Source organism: Gemmatimonadota bacterium (assembly GCA_040388625.1).
Lineage (GTDB): Bacteria > Gemmatimonadota > Gemmatimonadetes > Gemmatimonadales > Gemmatimonadaceae > Fen-1247.
Genome location: JAZKBK010000006.1, coordinates 188,806 through 206,999, shown reverse-complemented (window position 1 = coordinate 206,999; position 18,194 = coordinate 188,806). Strand labels below are relative to the sequence as shown.

Here is an 18,194-nt window from a genome sequence, read left to right as displayed (position 1 = left end):
TGGCCCCTAACGCTCCAACTGGGCGAATCCACCGCGGTAGTAGAGTAACGGCCGCGCATCACGCATCGATGCCGCCACGGTTTCTCCGATGATGACGGTGTGATCGCCTGCCTCGGTCGAGGATACGCGTTTGCATTCGACAAATGCGAGCACGTCGTTGAGGATCGGCACGCCATTCTCGCCATTCCGGTAGCCGATTCCCTCGAATCGTTGCGCGCCCGTCTCGGCGAATCGCCGTGCGATCGGCTCCTGCGTGGACGCCAGGATGTTCACTGCGAAGTACGGCGCGTTCGCCAGTGTGTCGTGCAGCGAGGCGGTGTGATCGATGCACATCACCACCAGAGGTGGTTGCAGCGACACCGACGCAAAGGCGCTGACCGTCATGCCGTAGGCGGATCCGGCGTCGTCAGTCGCCGTCACGACTGTGACACCACTTGCGAACCTTCCCATTACCGCTCTGAATGCATCTGGATCGAGGCTCATACACCGAACAGTAACAGCCGCGCGAAATAGCCGACCCTCAGCACCTGGCTGGCCGGAACGAAATCCCCGGCCACCCCTACGAGCACATCTGCCATTTCCTTGCGCCTCGACAGCGCGCGCGCCGCATGGTTGATGAGTGCGGGAACTGCTACGGTCGCCGCAATCAGCCGCTCGACCCGCCACTTTCCGTGGAACTCCGTGCGGCGCGCGCGGTCGTACGCGGCGAGCGCCCGATCCGCGCCGGCTGCGTTCGTCGCTGCCTCGGCCGCGAAAGGCGTCAGCAGCTCGCCGCCGCGCAACGCGCTGTACACGCCCTCGCCAGTGAACGGATCGAAGAAATCGGCAGCATCTCCCACCAGGGCTGCGCCGCGCGCCCACGCTCTCTTCGTGTACGACGCAAACGGTCCGGTCGCACGAACAGGCTCGACACGCTCGGCGACCGCGAACCGCGCAGCGAGATGCGGATGACCGATCAACCACTCGTCCAGCATCGCGTCCGGATCCACAGCTGCATCGCGCGCGGCGCGCGCCGGCACCACCAGGGCGACGGTGGTCAGGCCGTTCCCGACGTCGGCGATGCCAACGTATCCGTCCTTCTCCACGTGCATCTCGCCGACTTCCGTGACCCCGGGCAAGTTCCGGAAGTGCGCTACGAACGCGACGCGGCGCGGAATGCGCGAGACGCGCGTGAGTCCGAGTCTGCGGCCCACGACTGAGCGCAGGCCGTCTGCGCCAATGACCAGTGGTGCCCTCATCTCTCGCGTGGAGCCCTCCGCATCCAGAATGGTCACCCCGCAGGTGCGGCCACTGCCGTCGCGAATCACGTCGGTAACTCGTGCACGTTGCACAAGTGTCGCGCCGGCCGCCTGTGCCTGCTCTACGAGGATTGCATCGAGTATCGATCTCCGCACCGCGATTCCTCGATCGTGGAACGCGCGGTATCCGTGGTCTGCGATGAAGCTGCCGTGTATCTCGTAGCCGTTCGGCGCGCGCACGCGCATTCCTGTCAGCTGTGCCGGACCGGATGCTTCGAGTTGCTTCATCGCTCCCATCGCGGCGATGATGCGCGATGCTTGAGGGCTGAGATACTCGGCGCACACCTTGTCACGCGGAAACGTCGCGCGATCCAGCAGCGCCACGTCGATTCCCAACTTCGCGAGATGCCATGCCGTGGATGATCCACCGGGCCCCGCGCCGACGACTATCACTTGCGTCTTTCTCATCAACGAACTGCCGTTACCCAATCGATCCCCAGTCTCCGAAGTTTCTTGCGATGCAATAAACGATGACTCCGATCAACAGCCCTGCTAGCGTGGAAACTAGGTTGACTACGTCGTTGTCGAGTCGAATGATTCCTCCGACTCGGCGGGTGGTAGCCCCGCAGAGGTGAACTGTCCGTTCCGTAGGTTCTGCGCAGTCGTCGCACCAGCGTCGTTCCTGCACGGTCGCGCCCAGCAGCGAGTCGACGATCGATCCGCCAAAGCCGCCGATGAGCGCGGCGAGGACGACGCCATGTCCTCGAAAGCCGGCCAGCATGGCGCAGAGCGCAACCCATGCCGCCCCGGAGACGGAGCCCAGGAGTCCGGCACCGGTCACCCCTCCGGAGGCACCCGGACGGACGATCGTTCCACTAGTGATCAATCTTGGTTCGCCTCCCAGCCAGACCCCCAATTCTGTTGCCCATGTGTCCGCCGAGGCCGCTGCCAGCGCGCCGACGGCCCCCCAGACCAGGGCTGTGGCAGGAACCGCCGCGCTGAGGGCTGCAACCAGCGAATAGACGCCTCCATTCGCCAGAACCTGCCTTGCGTCACGACGTCCGCCCTTGGAAATGACGCCGGCGCTGCGTGCTTCCTTGTCTTCCTTGCCAGCCCATGAGAGGGTCGCCGCGGCCAGGAAATAGGCAATCAGCAGTCCGGCCCATCGCCAGCCGCCGATGACGCACAACGTCCCGCACGCCGCTGCAGCGACGGCTCCGCTCCCGCTCAGCGAGCGTGCTCGCCGAGCCAGTAGCGCTGCCGCGGTCGCGAGGACGAGCCCGGTGAGGGCGCGGCCCGGCAAACTCAAGCTTCCGATTTGCGCGAAAATTGTCTCAGTCACCCGTGGGAGTTAACTTGGCGCTCTAATATGTCGCCAGCCTATTCCACGTCAGTCGATCCGCTCGTGCCGCTTTCTCTACTCGAGGCCGTGCGCGAAGCTGACCGCCCGGACGGCGATGGCGAGGCGGAATATGCTCCGGAGTTCCTCAACAAGCGATTGGGAACGACCGACACCATCTACGCTCAGATCAGGCGTTACAACGAGGCTGTCAAGCGCGGCCACCCGATACCGGAAGCCGAAGTTGTCGCCCTCGCGCGGCTCATGGGCAGGCGGCCGGACGCGATCGAATTGTTCCGGAGCGCCGGTGTCACTATTGCGCGTGCCGCCTACGGGCGACTCTCTCCCCTCAAGCGCGGCAGCGTGAATCTGCTCCCGCGCATCATCGCGCGGCCCATCGCGCGGCGTCAGGCGCAGAAACTGCTCGCCCGGTACTTCGGAGCCAAGCTCAATCGGTCAGGACCAGTACTTCGGATGGATGTTCCTGCGCGCGCGCCGGTGTCGGCGGGTGCCGACGAGCCCGGTCGCGAGTACTACGACGCTGCGCTCCATGAGCTGTTGACTCTTCTTACTCTTACCTGACAGAAGGCCCTGAGAAATGCTGCTTGTCTCGAAACTCGATGAAATTCGCGCTGCCATCGCCGACGCGGGCGTGGACGGCTGGCTGTTGTATGATTTCCGCGGAACGAACCCGATCGCCGCAAGCATCGTCGGCATCTCCGGCATGGTGACGCGTCGCTATTTCTGCTACATACCGCGGGACGGAAATCCGGTTGCGATAACTCACGCGATAGAGCAGGGCCCCTGGGAGACGTGGCCATCCAACTGGACAAAGTACGTCTACAGCAGCTGGCGCGACCTGGAGGCTTTTCTTGCAAAGACGGTATCCGGCAAGCGTGTGGCGATGGAGTATTCCGCAGGAGACGCGGTGCCGTATCTCGATCGCATCCCTGCAGGCGTAGTCGAGATGGTGCGCAACGCAGGCGCTGAAGTCGTGACGTCGGCCGATCTCGTCACGCGCATCTACGCAGTATGGACGCCAGAGCAGCTCGCGTCACACAAACGCGCTGCGGAGCACCTGGCGCGGATCGCGCGCAACGCGATGGCGCTCGCCGGCGAAAAGGCGCGCTCCGGCAGCCCGATGCGCGAGTACGAGCTGCAGCAGCTCATCCGCCAGGAATTCGACGAAGCGGGTCTGTTCACGGACCACGGCCCGAACGTTTCGACCGGACTGAGCGCGGCCAATCCACACTACGAGCCGACAGCGGAGCAGTCTGAGCTGATCAACGACGGCGATATTCTGTTGATCGATCTCTGGGCACGCGAGCCCGACGGTGTGTACGCCGACCAGACGTGGATGGGGTCGCTGGGACCGGCCAGCGCGGCGAACGTCACCATCTGGGAGACGGTTCGCGGTGCGCGCGACGCGGCGATCGCAGTGCTTCGCGACCGCATCGAGAATGGAGTCCCGGTCACGGGTGGCGAAGCCGACGATGCCGCGCGCAATTACATAACGGAGCGCGGCTTCGGAGAAAAATTCACACACCGCACGGGCCATTCCATAGACTCGCGCGACATACACGGCTCCGGACCGAACATCGACAATCTCGAGAGCCGCGACGTGCGCGTACTTCTTCCCGGCGTTGCCTTCTCGATCGAGCCGGGCATCTACATACCGGGGCAGGTGGGGATGCGGACCGAGGTCAATGGATACGTTTCGGAGGGATCTCTGCTCATCACGCCGAGCCGCATTCAGGAAGATCTGTTCATCGTGTAACCCGGGCGTGCGCCGACGTCGTGCTTTGACGTTCCACCATCAACGCACGACGTCGGTCCATATCCGGGGGTCTTCGAGACCGAGCCTCCACAGCGCGAACTTGGTGATTCCGGTGCGGCGCGCGCCGCGAACGAGCGACTCGAGCAACGTTGCGTCACTCACCCACACGCTCCATCCGTCCGACTCGGCGTGGAGTGTGTTCGACGCCGGATCGCGCTGCAGCGGAACGTGCGCGCCTCGCGCCAGAGCCTCGGCGTCCGCGAAGGACACGATCGCCGTCGCGCTATCCGAGCGCCACTGATATCCGTACGTCGGGAACGCGGCGACCACGCGCGAGCTCCCCACATCGCCGGCACGCATTCCAAGTGCGCGCATCGCCCAGTCCGGCGACGCGATCGGTCCCGGCGGTGATGTCAGCCAGTGCTGGTCGTACAGCATCACCACAAGAAAATCCACCGCGCTGAGTAGCGGCCGGCCAGGATACGCGGCGGTATCGGTTGCGGGAATCGCCATCCCCGTCGGTGATACGCCGTGTGCGCGTGCGGAGTCTGCGAACGCGTTGCTCACGCGAATCAGAACGTCGAGGTCGTCAGGGGTGAGCCCTTCGAAGTCGAGAATCATGCCGCGATAGCCGGCGCTCCCTAGCAGAGTGGCGGTGCGTCCGGCCGCCTGTCCGAGCACGGTCGAATCGCTTCCGAGAGCTCGGATCGTTTCCGGGTGAAAGCGCGTTCCGTGGTAGGACGTGACGAGCGCCATGCGCCGACGATTGCCGGGATTGTTGCGCACCGACGAGTCCGCATAGAGTGCGGTTGGCCGGAACGTTGCGCTATCCAGGACTATGAAACCGGAGATGACCACGTCGAGCTGCGCATCGTGCGTCACCGTGCTGGCTTCGCTGCGTGGATCCCACGGCGCGACGAAGCCCCAGAATTCGGCGCCTGTCGCCGGGGGCCGGCCACGCGCGGATGCGCAGGCGGCGATGCCGCATACGACACTCGCGGCTGCGACGAGGCGTACACCCCGCCGAAACTGGTTTTGGGCTCGTACCAGGAATCTGGTCGTCACCGTTGGTAAATTAGCAGACTCATCCTTGTTCGCACTCGAAGTTGGTCGCATGCACGTTTCCAGACACCCAGTTCTCGTATTGTTCCTGGCTCTTGTCGCCGCCTGTTCGGGTCGCGACAAGAGCTCCGCTCAGGCCCTCGCTGATACCGTCGGGGCTGCCCACCGCGCGGCAATCGTCACTCGATCGTCCATTTCCTACGATGGTGGCTCGGTGGCCAGCAGTGGCAAGATCAGCGGAGTGGTCTCCTTCACCGGAACGCCGCCCGCTGACACCGCCATCATCGTCCCGGCGGACCAGAATGGATGCGGCAAGCCGCTCACCGTCCAGCTGCTGGCGCGAAGCAACGGCAAGGTCGCGAATGCGGTCGTCTGGCTTACGGATGTCCGACAGGGAAAGTCCCTGCCAAGCCAGCGGCGCTTTCAGCTGACGAATGACGACTGCGCTTGGGATCCACAGGTCCAGACCGTGGTTACGGGTGGCGCACTCAACGTAGTGAACTACGATCCGCTCGCGGAGACGGTATTCGCGACGAATGTTGCGACCGGCGATACCGTCGCTCTCGCGCCGTTCACCGACGACGGACAGGTGATTCCGTACGACAAGCTGCTGCGCACACCGGGCGTGATCGAGTTTTCTGTGGAGAGCAGGCCGATGTCGCGTGCCTGGGTCGTGGTGCTCGATCAGCCGTATTTCGCGACCACCGATGCCGCCGGCGCATTCACCATCGATGGCGTTCCGCCGGGTGTGCACCACATCCGTGCATGGCAACCGATGCTCGGCATCGCGGACGGAACGGTTACTGTTACCCCGGATGGAACTGCAACTGTGAATCTGCAGTTCCATCCGTAACGGTCAGAGCTATTTCAGGTACTGGTTGAACCAGGCGACCGATCGGTTGAGCATGTCACGTTGATGCACCGGATTGGCGAAGTGATGTCCTTCGTCGGGGTACACAACGAGCTGCGTCTTCACGCCGACATGCTGCAGTCCGCGCCAGAACTCGAACGATTGCGGTGAAGGGCACTCCGCATCGCGCTCGCCGACGATGATCAACGTCGGAGTCTTCGCGTGCGAGATGAAATTGATCGGCGAGCTCTTTGCGTATACTGCCGGATCTTCGTACGCGGTAGCGCCAAAGAAAGGGACCATCCACTCGCTGATCTGGTTCTCGCCGGTATAGCTCAGCCAGTTCGAAATACCCGCGCCTGCGACGGCTGCCTTGAAGCGAGTAGTCTGCGTCACCGTCCACATGGTCATGAAGCCACCGTAGCTCCAGCCGGTAACGCCAAGCCGCTTTGCATCTACCGGATAACGGGCGATCACAGTGTCGACGCCGGCCATCACGTCACGGAGATCACCGTATCCAAAATCCTTCACGTTCGCCTTCGTGAACGCTTCGCCCTGGCCGTAACTTCCGCGCGGATTTGGCATGAACACGAAGTAGCCCGCCCGCGACAGTACAGCCTGTTCGGCGGATGCATCGATGAATGTCGGCGCAAAAGCCGAGGACGGTCCACCGTGGATGTACACGATCATCGGGTAGTGCTTGCTCGCGTCGAAATCGCGTGGGTAGATGAGGAGTCCCTGTACGTCGAACCTGTCGCTGCGCCAGTGGACGCTCGCGGACTTGCCCCAGGACGGGGTTACACCGGTATTGACGTGCGTGATCTGCGTCCAGTGGCCGATCGGCCCGACCCAGATCTCCGGCGGCGTGCTCAACGACTCGCGTACGAGTGCGACGGTCGATCCATTGGAAGTCGCAGAAATGACTGGAAGACCTCTTACCCTTCCGGCGGCGATTGCTTCATCGGCGGACCACAATGCAGCCACGGCGCCCGTGCGTGCATCGACGGTTGCGATCTCGGAGCCGCCGTGTGACCACATCGTCGCAAGAATCGACTCCGGACTCCGCCATCTGAACGCGCCAGCCGAGACGGTTATGCTGGGCGTGATGTCGCGTGCCACGCCACCAGTCGCCGGAACCGTGTAGATGTCGCCGCCGGTGGACCCCTGATCGCTCATCAGACCGCCGATGAAGGCGATCTGCTTTCCATCGGGCGACCAGGTCGGCTGCGCGATCTGCACTTTGGGCTTCGCAATTTCTCTTTCAGCGCCCGTCGTTGCGTCTATTCCATCGAGACGCGCCACCCACCAGTTGTTGTTGCCCGATCCGTTGGCCGCGCTCACGACGAATTCCTTCCCGTTCGGCGACCAGTCGTACTCGTACACGTAGACGTCGGGTTTCGAAATGACTTTGAGCTTGCCCGTCGCGACATCCACGATTGCGAGATGCTGCCGGTCAATGTGCGTGTCCATCGCGCCCGTATCACGCGGTGTCGCCTGGGTCGGCCCGTTCGCTTCTTCGGATGGTGAGGAATACAGAACCGCGATGCGCGACGCATCCGGCGAGAAACGCGCATCATGTACCGATCCCGTCACCGTCGCGACTCGGCGCGCCGGACCACCGGTGGCAGCGGAAACGTAGAGCGCGGGCGTCCCGCTGCTCGTCGTAGCTCGTATCAGGAGTTGCCTGCTATCGGCTGACCATGCGAGCTCCGACATGCTTCCGCGATCCGCACCCGGCAGCGCTACGGCTACCGGGGCACCCTTGCCGCCGTTGGCTGCAAGTTCGACCGCTATGGTTTCGCCCCGCGGCGAATCCGGTCCGATCCAGGCCAGGTGCTGCCCGTCCGGCGCGATCGCTACGCTGGTGAACTGTCGGAGGCGCGGTGCTGAAGCGCTATTCTGCGCTCGTGCGGAAGTGATGGCGGTGAATGCGCAGACAAGTGCGACGCCTGCCGCTACGCGATGGAATTGCAGATTCGATGACGAGCGCTTTCCGAACAACGAGACCTCCATGAGTGGACACAACTACGATTCGATCGTGCGGTAGTGACTGTCAACTCACGGCGCGATCGCTACATGCTCTCCAGCGCTACGCGGTCACCGGGGCGGAACTGACCGCGGTAAAGCTTTGCGTACATTCCTTCCGCGTCGAGTAGATCCGCATGACTGCCGGTCTCGACGACGTGGCCATGCTCCAGCACGACGACGCGATCGGCGCGCAGCACTGTCGATAGCCTGTGCGCTATGATCAGAGTCGACCTGCCGCGCAGCAACTCCTCCATCGCAGCCTCGACCAGACGCTCGCTCTCGGAGTCGAGGCTCGACGTCGCCTCGTCCAGAATGACCAGTGCCGGATCCTTGAGAAATACGCGGGCGATCGCGAGACGTTGCCGCTGGCCGCCCGACAACTTCACTCCGCGCTCGCCAACCGCGGTGTCATAGCCCTGCGGCAGCCGGACGATGAACTCGTGCGCGTTGGCGGCGTGAGCCGCGGATTCGACCGCCGAGTCCGGCACCGCGACGGAGTCTCCGGCCAGAGCGTACGCGATGTTGTCCCGCACGGTTCCACTGAACAATGTCGGTTCCTGCGGAACGACGCCGATCGATTCGCGCAGATCGCGGAGCGACAGGTCACGAATGTCCATGCCGTCGAACATTATGCATCCGCCGGTGACGTCCCAGAATCGCGGCAGGAGCGATGCGACCGTGGTCTTTCCCGCGCCGCTTGGACCTACCAGCGCGACGATCTCGCCGGGTCCTATGTGCAGCGACACGTCGTGCAGTGCTTCCGGCAGCTCCGGTTGATACCTGAAGTGAACGTGCTCGAGAGCGACGTCGCCTCGTCGCGGCCGCGGCAACGCAACAGGCGCGACCGGGTCGATCACAGTCGGCGTCATGTCCATCAACTCGAAGATGCGATGCGCCGCACCGGCCGCTTCCTGATACGCGCCGAACAGTGAAGCCAGCGATGCTACCGCTCCCGCGACATACATCGCGTACAGGAGGAACGACACGAGCGCGCCAGCCGTAAGCTGACCCGCGAGCACGAGTCGCCCGCCTTCCCAGAGTACGACGACGACCCCGCTGAATCCGAAGAACGTCAGCGCGCCGAAGAATACGCCGCGGATCTTCGCGCGATCCACGGCTGCACGCACCACGTCGAACAGATGCTTGTCGTACTTTCGGATCTCTTCGCTCTCGGCGGTGAAGCTCTGCACCATCCGTATCTGGGAGAACGCCTCGTCCGCCGTGCCGGTTGCTTCGGCGATCCTGTCCTGCACCCCGGTACTCGCACGGCGCAACATTCGTCCGAATATGAAAGCCGCGCCAACGACCAGCGGCACTACCGCGAGCGTGGTTCCCGTGAGAGCAGGCTGCTTGACGGTGAGCATCACCAGCGCGCCGATCAGGAAGATCGACTGCCGCGTGAACTCGGACAGATTCGTGCTCAGGACTGTCTGCAGCACACTCGTGTCGGATGACAGCCGGCTCGTAAGCTCGCCCGTGCGCCGGTCCGTGAAGAATCCCGGCGATAGATGCACCATGTGCGCGAAAAGATCCGTGCGCAGCGTCGCTATCACGCGCTCGGCCGTCGCCGTCAGCAGGTAGACCTGGACCATGTTGAGCGATGCCTGCACCGCGAACAACAGCAGGAGGCCAACCGCTATCTCGTTGAGGAACGTTGCATTCCCGTGCTGGAACGCGGTGTCGAGCAGAACCGCGACGATCGCGGGAAACGCGAGGCCGGCGGCACTCGCCGCGAGCAGACATACGAGCGCGACAGCGAGCTGGCCGATATACGGCTTTACGCGCGGAAACAGCCGCGCCAGTGCGGTGGGCGATATCGGCTTGCGATCCTTCTTCGCACCGCCCTTCGGTTCGGCGGTCTGAACCGCGGTTGCAGCCACTATCTGAATACGTGCAGGTCCACAACCATCGCTACGTACAGCAGCGCGAGATACAGAAGCGAATACATGAACACGAACCGCTCCGTGGCTGTTGAATCATCCCGTCCCTTGCCCCAGCGGATCTTGATGATTCCGTACGCGAGCGGCGCAGCGACCACCAGTGCCGACACGAGATAGAACAACCCGAATGCGCCGGTGCAGAAGGGAAGCACCGACAACGCGACCATGATGCCGAGATACCACAGCATCTGATCCTTGGTGTGCTTCTCCCCCCAGATCAGCGGCGCCATGGGAACTCCAGCCGCGCCGTAATCGCGCTTCTTGAGCAACGCCAGCGCCCAGAAGTGTGGTGGCGTCCAGTAGAACACGATCAGGAACAACGTCCACGCGGTGAGATCCAGCGTACCGGTCACCGCGGCGTATCCTACCAGCGGCGGGATGGCTCCAGCCGCACCACCGATCACGATGTTCTGTGGCGTTCTCCGCTTGAGCCAGTGGGTGTAGAGGAACACGTAGCCGTAGAAGCCGAGCAACGCCAGTGCGGCGGTAATCAAGTTTGCGTATCGAGCCAGCAGGAAGGTGGCCGTCGTCGCGAGCAGGATTCCGAACGCGAGCACGGCACGTGGCGCCATCCGTCCACTCGGGATTGGCCGCAGCTTGGTGCGCGGCATGTGCGCGTCGATGTCGCGGTCCAGATACATGTTCACCGCGTGCGCGCCGCCGGCCATCAGATATCCCCCGACGAGTACCGTGAGCACGAGCCACCCGCTCGGCGTTCCGGCGACATACATCGCCGCGACGGTCGTGACGAGAAGCAGCGAAATGATCCGCGGCTTGGTGAGTGCGAGAAGATCCGATGCGAGCGAGTGTTCGCGCTCGCGTGGCACGGAAACCGCTCCGTCGCGATTCATTCCATGACCGCCGTTCACGCTGCGGCCTCCGCGGCACGTAGTGTCGCTTCCTCGCCGCTGCGTCCGGCGAGCGAATACTTCGCCAGCGCTGCGAGCGTGAAGATCGACAGCCACACCAGCGTTCCCATCGCCTGATGCAGCGAGCGCCACACCGGCGGGAGGTGCATCTCCACCATTCCTGCGGCGACAACTATCTGCAGTACTATCGCGCCGAGCGCCGCCCATGCCGCAACGCGCACCTGACGCGGCTCATGCCGGCGCCATGCCAGGACCGCCACTCCGATCATGTGGAAGAACAACAGGAACGCGAGCACTCGATGCGTTACCTGGATGTACAACGGTGTTCCCGTCACGGCGATTCCCGTGCACCACGGGAACCCCTGGCACGAAGCGTTGGCGCCGAGCACGTTCGCGGTGAGCGCTCCCATTACCAGAACGATGAAGGCGAGGATCACTCCCGCTCGTGCCGCGCGATACGTTCGCGGTGACGCGACTTCTGTCCTGTCGAATCCCCAGCCGCCCGCGCGAAGCACCGCGATCGAGAGTACCGCCAGCAGTGTCATCGCGATCGCGAGATGCGTGACGATTACATAAGGATTGAGCGACAGCTTGACTGTTATTCCGCCGAATACCGCGGCGGTGAGGACAAGCCCTGTCGCAAGCATCGCCGGCCGGAACACCCCGCCCCTGCCGCCGACGCCGCGTTGCGCGCGGCGCATGAACGCGGTGATGAGAAGTGCAATGATCGCGATCGTGACCGTCGCCGCGATGTAGCGATGAGTCACCTCGACGATCAGATCCGGGCGCTCGAGCGGTGGAAACAGATATCCCTGGCATGTGGGCCAGTGATCGCCGCATCCCATCCCGGATCCCGTAATGCGCACGATGGCGCCAAAGACGATCTGGGCAAACGCCAACCCCGTGGCCAGATACGCCAGCCTGCGCAGTAAGGGCAGGCCCCCGTGCCTGCCCCGACGATGCTCTGCTCCATCGCCGATCTCGGATCCGGGCAGGCCCCCGTGCCTGCCCCGACGATGCTCTACCCCATCGCCGATCTCGGATCCGGGCAGGCCACCGTGCGCTGGGGCAGGCCCCCGCGCGTGCCCCGTACTCAGCCGACGCTCCGACTCGCTCACAGAGCCCTCCACGCCATCCAGAAAACCGCAGCCAGCGCGATCGCCGGCAACACGCCCCAGATCATCTCGACGACCCGAGGTGATCGCGGCATGTTGTCAGCCGGTACCACGTCCGTTGGCGGAAAAAACGCCGACCGCAGAATCAGCAGCTCGGCGATGACGGTAATGACGAGGCAGGCCCAGAACAGGGCTCGATGTAGCTCCATTTGAGAGTGTAAAGCTACTCGCCATCCCACGTTCGTTGCAGTAGCGTTGTTGATGCCTTCCGCCCTGCCGCGCCGAATCGGCCTCTGGAGCGCCGTCGCAGTTCTCGTCGGATCCACCGTCGGATCCGGAATTTTTCGCTCACCCGCGGGCATCGCTGATCGGCTGCCCGGGTCGCTCCCCATGCTGTCGCTCTGGGTCTTTGGCGGCCTCATTGCCCTGTGTGGCGCGCTCACGCTGGCCGAGATCGCGAGCGCCTATCCGGAGACCGGCGGCGTCTACGTCTATATCAGGGAAGGGTGGGGACGCATCCCCGCATTCCTCTTTGGATGGGCCGAGCTCGTGATCATCCGCGCCGCCGCCCTTGGCGCCATCTCGACCACATTCGCGGAATACATGCTCCGCTCGACCGGCCACGATCCGCTCACTGCGCCGTACAGTCAGTGGGTGCACTACGTCGCCGCGATATCGATCGGAGTAATGGGCATTCTCAACTACGTCGGCGTGAAATGGGGCACACTCGTCCAGAACACGCTCACGATTCTCAAGTGCGCCGGTCTGCTGGGCATCGAGATAGTCGCGCTTGCCGCATTGCCGCATACGGGCGGCCACTTCACCCCCGTCGCGCCAACGGGGAGCTTCGGCTTCGTGCCGTTCGCGCTCGCTCTCACGTCGGTGCTCTGGGTGTACGACGGATGGGCCGATGTCAGCTTCGTAGGCGGCGAGGTCAAGGACCCGGAACGCAATCTTCCCAAGGTTCTGATCTACGGCACGCTCGCCGTCATCGTCCTGTACCTGCTCGCCAACATAGCGTACCTGTCGGTCCTCTCGATCGACGAGATGCGTCACTCCAAGCTGGTCGCGGCCGACGTCGCCCAGCGGCTGATGGGCGAGCCCGGTGTCGCCGCCGTCGGCATCGTCGTAATGCTGTCCGCGCTGGGCACACTAGCCAGCTCGATGCTCACCGGGCCGCGCATCCTCTTCGCGATGGCCACCGACGGTCTTCTATTCCGTCGTCTTGGCAGGGTTCAGCCCCGCTTCCAGACGCCTGGCGCGGCGATACTGCTGGCCACGGCACTCGGTATCATATTTGTGATGCTGAGAACGTTCGAGCAATTGGCGGACACATTTGTGACCGCGATTATTCCGTTCTACGCACTTGGAGTTGCGGCGATCTTTCCACTCCGGAAGAGGAAGGCCGGCTACAAGCCCGCAGTTCGCGCCCGCTGGTTCCCCGTAGCGCCCGTCGTGTTCGTCCTTGCGATCCTCTACCTGCTGGGCAGCGCACTCGCCGATCCGGTAGCGAGAATACCAACCCTTGCGATTTTCGGGGTAATCTTCTCTGGACTGATCTTCTACCCGTTTATCAACCGAACAGCTGTCCAGTAAAAGAGTTGCAAGGCTGTTGCAAATTCCCCCTGCCCCAAATGGGCGGCGGACCGTAAAATGTATGCTTCCTTAATCAGAGAGGTTGCATGCTCAAGGGTCGTTTGATTACGGCACTGGGACTGGCGACGATGTGCTTGCTGACAAGCACACGAAGCGCCAATGCACAGAACGTTACATCAGGTTCTATCAGCGGTACGGTGACCGATCAGTCCGGTGCACCGATCCCGTCTGCACAGATTACAGTCACAAATACCCAAACAGGCGTTTCGATCAACGCCACTGCACGTGATGGCGGACGGTATTCCGTCCAGGGACTGGAAGTAGGCGGCCCGTACACTGTCTCCGTTCGGCGTATCGGCTTTACGCCGATCACGCGGACCGGTGTCATCGTCTCGCTCAGCCAGTCGACCCGTGTTGACTTTCAGCTGACGAGTCAGGCTGCGGTGCTTACGGCCGTCAAGGTCGAAGGGTCATTGGGGACTGTCATCTCCCCGACCAAGACAGGAACCGGCACTATCATCTCTGGTGCTCAGCTTTCCAGTCTCCCCACGCTGTCGCACAATTTCACGGACTTCGTCGGGATTGTGCCACAGGTCTCCAACACAACCGGCTACTCATCGGGTGGCGGCGTCAACATTCGCCAGAATGCGATCCAGATCGACGGAGCTGCGGCCGGCGATCTGTTCGGTCTCGGAGCTACGGGACAGCCCGGAAGCCAGGCCAATGCCAAGGCGATACCGCTCGATGCTGTGAAGGAATATCAGGTTCTGCTCGCCCCCTACGACGTCCGTCAGGGAAATTTCGGTGGTGTCCTCATCAACGCAGTCACGAAGAGCGGCACGAACGAATTTCACGGATCGGTCTACGGTTACAACCGCAGTCAGAACATGACGCGGCAGCAGTTCTATTTGCCTGATTACAGCGAGAAGAACTACGGATTCGCCGTGGGCGGTCCAATCGTGAAAAATCACGCCTTCTTTTACTTCAACTCCGAGTGGCGCAAGACAAGCCAGCCCGCAGCGGGTCCCTACATCGGCTCTCCGGATGCGCCGGTCAACCAGGCGACGATCGATAACTTCAACAGCCTCCTGTCCACCGGCTACGGCTTCGCCAATGGCGGCTCGGGTGGCCAGGTTACCAAGCAGAATCCTGCGACCAACGTATTTGGCCGCATCGACATTTATCTCCCGTTCGCAACCCGCTTGGTACTGCGCCATAACTACTCGTTTGCGAACAACACGAGTTTCGGCCGTGGCGCCGCTACTTCCACGGCGCCTAATTTCGGCCTCACCTCGAATGCATATCAGTTCACGAGCAAGACAAACAGCTCGGTAGCTGAGTTTCTAAGCAACTTCTCGAACGGCATCTTCAACGAGCTGCTTCTGAACTACACCAAGACGGCTGACTTCCGGACCGTTCCAGCGCTCTTCCCGCAGGTGACGGTCAGGAACGTCCCTCGCACCGACGGTGGCACGGGCACAGTGTCGCTCGTGGCGGGGACGGAGGCATCGTCTCAGGGCAACGTCCTCAATCAGCGCACGTTCGAGCTGACTGAAAACTTCACGGTGCCTGTGGGCGCACATCGCTTCACCATCGGAACCAAGGATCAGTTCTATCGGCCCTACAACTTGTTCGGCCAGAACTCGAGGGGCTCGTGGACGTTCAACAGCCTCACCGATTTCCAGAATGGAAAAGCTTCGGCCTACGCCGTGAGCGCGCCGTCGCCGTCCGATCCTGCTGCCGGCATCGCGACGTTCGAGGCGAACATGTACGCCTACTATCTGCAGGACGTCTGGCAGACGACTGACAACCTCGCGCTCACGATGGGCGTGCGGTGGGATCAGCCGCACTTCGACCAGACGCCTCCGTCAAACCCGAGCGTGCTCACCAGCTACGGACGTAACACCAGCACCGTGCCGTCCAAGGGCCAGTTCTCGCCGCGTTTCGCGTTCAACTGGAACATGACGGGAGACCAGCGTAATCAGTTGCGCGGCGGCATTGGATACTTCACCGGACCGCCTCCGTTCGTCTATCTGTCGAACGCATTCGGCAACTCCGGGCTCAGTGGTTATCCAGCGCTCAACTGCAACGGCACGACGTCGGCCACTACGTCGTTCGTTCCACCTGCATTCAACAGCGCCAACATTGCAAGCCCGCCGACGGCATGTGTCGCCTCGGGAACCAAGCCTGGCGGAACGCTCGCGTTTGGCTCCAGCATCAACACGATCGATCCGAACTTCAAGTTCCCGCAATACCAGAAGATTTCGGCGGCGTACGATCACCGTTTCGCGAACGGTATGATCAGCACGATCGAAGGCCTGTACACCAAGTCGATCAACGACGCCTTCTACACGAATCTCGCACTGGTCGGGCCACAGGGTACGGACTCGCATGGACGCGTGCTCTACGGAACGCCGACCGCGACCGGCTGGACCCCGGTGACATCCGGTGGGCGTACTCAGGTCCTCGACCTTGGGAACTCGTCGGGCAACTACACCTACAGCATAACTGGTACTCTCCAGAAGACATTCTCCGCCGTGTTTGATGGATCACTTTCATACACGTACAGCCAGGCGCGCGATGTCGCATCGATCACCAGTAGCACGGCGGGCTCCAACTACCGCTACGCTCGCGATGTGACTGGCAATCTCAACGACTTCAGCCTCACGCGCAGCAAGAACGACATGCCGCACCGTATCACTGCCGTCGGCACCTATCACGCCAAGACGCTTACCGACATTACCGTGGTTTACCAGGGTAACTCGGGCGCGCCGTACGACTATGTGTACGGTGCAGGTGGCGGAAGCGGTTCCGGCGACCTCAACGGTGACGGAAACTCGCAGAACGACCTCGTTTACGTTCCCAAGGACGTTCGTGATCCCAACGAGATCCTTTTCACAGGGTACAACGACGCGACAAAGGCTGGTTCCGTTGCGGCGCAGCAGGCCGCTCTGGACAAGTTCATCAACAGCGTCCCGTGCCTTCGTGAGAATCGCGGCAAGATGCTGTCCCGCAATCTCTGTCGCAACCCATGGTCCAATGAGTTCGACGTCAGCATCACGCAGTCGCTCCAGGCGTTCCACACCCAGAACGTTCAGCTCCGGTTGGACATACTCAACTTCGGAAACCTGATCAACTCGAAGTGGGGACGTCAGTTCTTCTCGGATCAGGGCGCAACCTGCGGCAGCATCTGCAGCGCAACGGTCCTTCTTACCCAGACCGGCAACAAGATCGGAACGGCGGTCAATGGGGTCAACCCGACCCAGGGCGTGTACACGTTCGACTCGACTCTGCGGCCGTACAGTGCGCAGAACGCGTCATCGAACTACCGTATGCAGCTGTCGCTCCGCTACAACTTCTAAGTTCCTGAGGTTCCAAATGCAAAGCGCCGGCACGGTCGAAACCGTGCCGGCGCTTTTTTATAAGACGAGGCGCGGATGCATCCGCGCCTCGTGACCCCATATCGACAGAATCGGCGGCGACGCGCTAGAACACCTTCACATTTATGTACCGTTTGGGATTCTTCTTGATGTCAGCGACCAGACTGTCCATCCGTCCAAGCAGCGAGTGGACGTCGTTGTAGAGCGCCGGATCGTTGACCAATTTTGCCGCCGATCCGTTGCCGCTATCGACCTTGGCCACGATCCGATTCAGCGCGCGTCCAGTCGAATCCAGCGACATGGTCAACGAATTCATGTTACCGCTCGCGGTCCGAAGGTTCGAGAGCGTCGAATCTATCTTGGCCGAATCCACCGCCGAAGTCGCACGCCGAAGTGACGTCATGGTAGCGGTAAGCTGAGCCGACTGCACGGTCGCGATGGCGCTCAGCTGCGACATGAGCTTGTTGGTGCCGGCGAGTGTCTGACGCAGATCCGCGAGCCCGCCTCCCGCCACGAGTTCCTTGTTCATCGCACTCGTAAGCGCAGCGACTGACGTCGTGATAGAGTCGGCCTTCGCGGTCAGCTGCGCAATGCCCGCCGTAGCGGGACCGCTCACAACCGTATCGCCCTCGACATACCGTGTACCCGACGGTCGCGGCGTGAAGTTCACGGCAACGTCTCCGAAGATTCCATTCGGAACCACCGTCGCCGGACTCGGCTTTGGGATCGGTTGGTCGCTCGTTATTCGCAACTGAGTCAGGAGACTGCCGTCAGGACGAAACTGCACATCCGAGACGTAACCGACCGCCGCGCCACTCACCCACACGGGTGCACCGGTCTTGAGTCCCGCGCCCCACGCGAACCTCGCGTACAGCGGGTAGCCCTTGGACAGGCCACCGCGCGCAAGCCACAGTGATCCGATGACCGCGATCACGAGCCCCACCACTATCACTACGCCTACCAGAATGTCGTCACGAGTCTTTTTCATATTGTCAGCCGG

Annotated in this window: 15 protein-coding genes; 5 read left to right on the top strand and 10 right to left on the bottom strand. The window is 62.4% G+C overall.

What is annotated here, in order from left to right; translation table 11 throughout:
- Positions 1 to 6 precede the first annotated feature (6 nt).
- From V4529_14435 to V4529_14425, 3 genes are read right to left on the bottom strand one after another with little or no spacing between them, the layout of a single operon-like run.
- On the bottom strand, positions 7 to 483 hold the full coding sequence (locus tag V4529_14435; protein MES2359528.1) for a flavin reductase family protein: 477 nt from the start codon (positions 481 to 483) through the stop codon (positions 7 to 9).
- The gene (locus V4529_14430) at positions 480 to 1,706 is read right to left on the bottom strand and encodes an NAD(P)/FAD-dependent oxidoreductase (GenBank protein ID MES2359527.1); all 1,227 of its coding nucleotides are present in this window, start codon (positions 1,704 to 1,706) and stop codon (positions 480 to 482) included. Before V4529_14430 ends, V4529_14435 begins: the two co-directional genes overlap by 4 nt.
- A 13-nt stretch (positions 1,707 to 1,719) precedes the next feature.
- Positions 1,720 to 2,580, bottom strand: a complete 861-nt coding sequence (locus V4529_14425; GenBank protein ID MES2359526.1) for a DUF92 domain-containing protein — start codon at positions 2,578 to 2,580, stop codon at positions 1,720 to 1,722.
- Positions 2,581 to 2,643: 63 nt separating this feature from the next.
- Here V4529_14425 and V4529_14420 point away from each other — a divergent pair, with 63 nt between their 5' ends.
- The gene (locus V4529_14420; GenBank protein MES2359525.1) at positions 2,644 to 3,159 is read left to right on the top strand and encodes a hypothetical protein; all 516 of its coding nucleotides are present in this window, start codon (positions 2,644 to 2,646) and stop codon (positions 3,157 to 3,159) included.
- Positions 3,160 to 3,175: 16 nt separating this feature from the next.
- On the top strand, positions 3,176 to 4,354 hold the full coding sequence (locus V4529_14415) for a Xaa-Pro peptidase family protein (protein MES2359524.1): 1,179 nt from the start codon (positions 3,176 to 3,178) through the stop codon (positions 4,352 to 4,354).
- Between the two features lie 39 nt (positions 4,355 to 4,393).
- Here V4529_14415 and V4529_14410 read toward each other — a convergent pair whose 3' ends face one another.
- Positions 4,394 to 5,419, bottom strand: a complete 1,026-nt coding sequence (locus tag V4529_14410; protein ID MES2359523.1) for a hypothetical protein — start codon at positions 5,417 to 5,419, stop codon at positions 4,394 to 4,396.
- A 49-nt stretch (positions 5,420 to 5,468) separates the two neighbouring features.
- Here V4529_14410 and V4529_14405 point away from each other — a divergent pair, with 49 nt between their 5' ends.
- Entirely contained in the window at positions 5,469 to 6,269 is an 801-nt protein-coding gene (locus V4529_14405) for a carboxypeptidase regulatory-like domain-containing protein (GenBank protein MES2359522.1), read from the top strand.
- A gap of 9 nt (positions 6,270 to 6,278) precedes the next feature.
- On the opposite strand, the gene V4529_14400 is transcribed toward V4529_14405, so the two are convergent.
- From V4529_14400 to V4529_14380, 5 genes are all read right to left on the bottom strand, one after another.
- A complete protein-coding gene (locus tag V4529_14400) occupies positions 6,279 to 8,267 on the bottom strand; it encodes a S9 family peptidase (GenBank protein ID MES2359521.1) in 1,989 nt (662 codons plus the stop codon).
- A gap of 71 nt (positions 8,268 to 8,338) precedes the next feature.
- Positions 8,339 to 10,174, bottom strand: a complete 1,836-nt coding sequence (locus V4529_14395) for an ABC transporter transmembrane domain-containing protein (protein MES2359520.1) — start codon at positions 10,172 to 10,174, stop codon at positions 8,339 to 8,341.
- Positions 10,174 to 11,103 carry a heme o synthase gene (locus tag V4529_14390; protein ID MES2359519.1) on the bottom strand — a complete coding sequence of 310 codons (930 nt, stop codon included), beginning with the start codon at positions 11,101 to 11,103 and terminating at the stop codon, positions 10,174 to 10,176. Before V4529_14390 ends, V4529_14395 begins: the two co-directional genes overlap by 1 nt.
- Complete coding sequence (locus V4529_14385) at positions 11,100 to 12,221, bottom strand: COX15/CtaA family protein (protein ID MES2359518.1); 1,122 nt, start codon at positions 12,219 to 12,221, stop codon at positions 11,100 to 11,102. The genes V4529_14390 and V4529_14385 overlap by 4 nt, the downstream gene beginning before the upstream one ends.
- Positions 12,218 to 12,427: a hypothetical protein gene (locus V4529_14380; protein ID MES2359517.1), complete on the bottom strand. Its 210-nt coding sequence runs from the start codon at positions 12,425 to 12,427 to the stop codon at positions 12,218 to 12,220. Before V4529_14380 ends, V4529_14385 begins: the two co-directional genes overlap by 4 nt.
- Positions 12,428 to 12,479: 52 nt before the next feature.
- Here V4529_14380 and V4529_14375 point away from each other — a divergent pair, with 52 nt between their 5' ends.
- A complete protein-coding gene (locus tag V4529_14375; protein MES2359516.1) occupies positions 12,480 to 13,814 on the top strand; it encodes an amino acid permease in 1,335 nt (444 codons plus the stop codon).
- An 86-nt stretch (positions 13,815 to 13,900) separates the two neighbouring features.
- A complete protein-coding gene (locus V4529_14370) occupies positions 13,901 to 17,176 on the top strand; it encodes a carboxypeptidase regulatory-like domain-containing protein (GenBank protein MES2359515.1) in 3,276 nt (1,091 codons plus the stop codon).
- Positions 17,177 to 17,300: 124 nt separating this feature from the next.
- Here the strand turns inward: V4529_14370 and V4529_14365 are convergent, their stop codons facing one another.
- Entirely contained in the window at positions 17,301 to 18,182 is an 882-nt protein-coding gene (locus V4529_14365; GenBank protein ID MES2359514.1) for an MlaD family protein, read from the bottom strand.
- Positions 18,183 to 18,194: the final 12 nt, after the last annotated feature.

Bases quoted from the DNA above. Each gene is read 5' to 3' on its own strand.
- V4529_14415 (MES2359524.1), top strand. From the start codon at position 3,176: ATGCTGCTTGTCTCGAAACTCGATGAAATTCGCGCTGCCATCGCCGAC.
- V4529_14430 (MES2359527.1), bottom strand. From the start codon at position 1,706: ATGAGAAAGACGCAAGTGATAGTCGTCGGCGCGGGGCCCGGTGGATCA.
- V4529_14435 (MES2359528.1), bottom strand. From the start codon at position 483: ATGAGCCTCGATCCAGATGCATTCAGAGCGGTAATGGGAAGGTTCGCA.
- V4529_14365 (MES2359514.1), bottom strand. From the start codon at position 18,182: ATGAAAAAGACTCGTGACGACATTCTGGTAGGCGTAGTGATAGTGGTG.
- V4529_14380 (MES2359517.1), bottom strand. From the start codon at position 12,427: ATGGAGCTACATCGAGCCCTGTTCTGGGCCTGCCTCGTCATTACCGTC.
- V4529_14370 (MES2359515.1), top strand. From the start codon at position 13,901: ATGCTCAAGGGTCGTTTGATTACGGCACTGGGACTGGCGACGATGTGC.
- V4529_14375 (MES2359516.1), top strand. From the start codon at position 12,480: ATGCCTTCCGCCCTGCCGCGCCGAATCGGCCTCTGGAGCGCCGTCGCA.
- V4529_14405 (MES2359522.1), top strand. From the start codon at position 5,469: ATGCACGTTTCCAGACACCCAGTTCTCGTATTGTTCCTGGCTCTTGTC.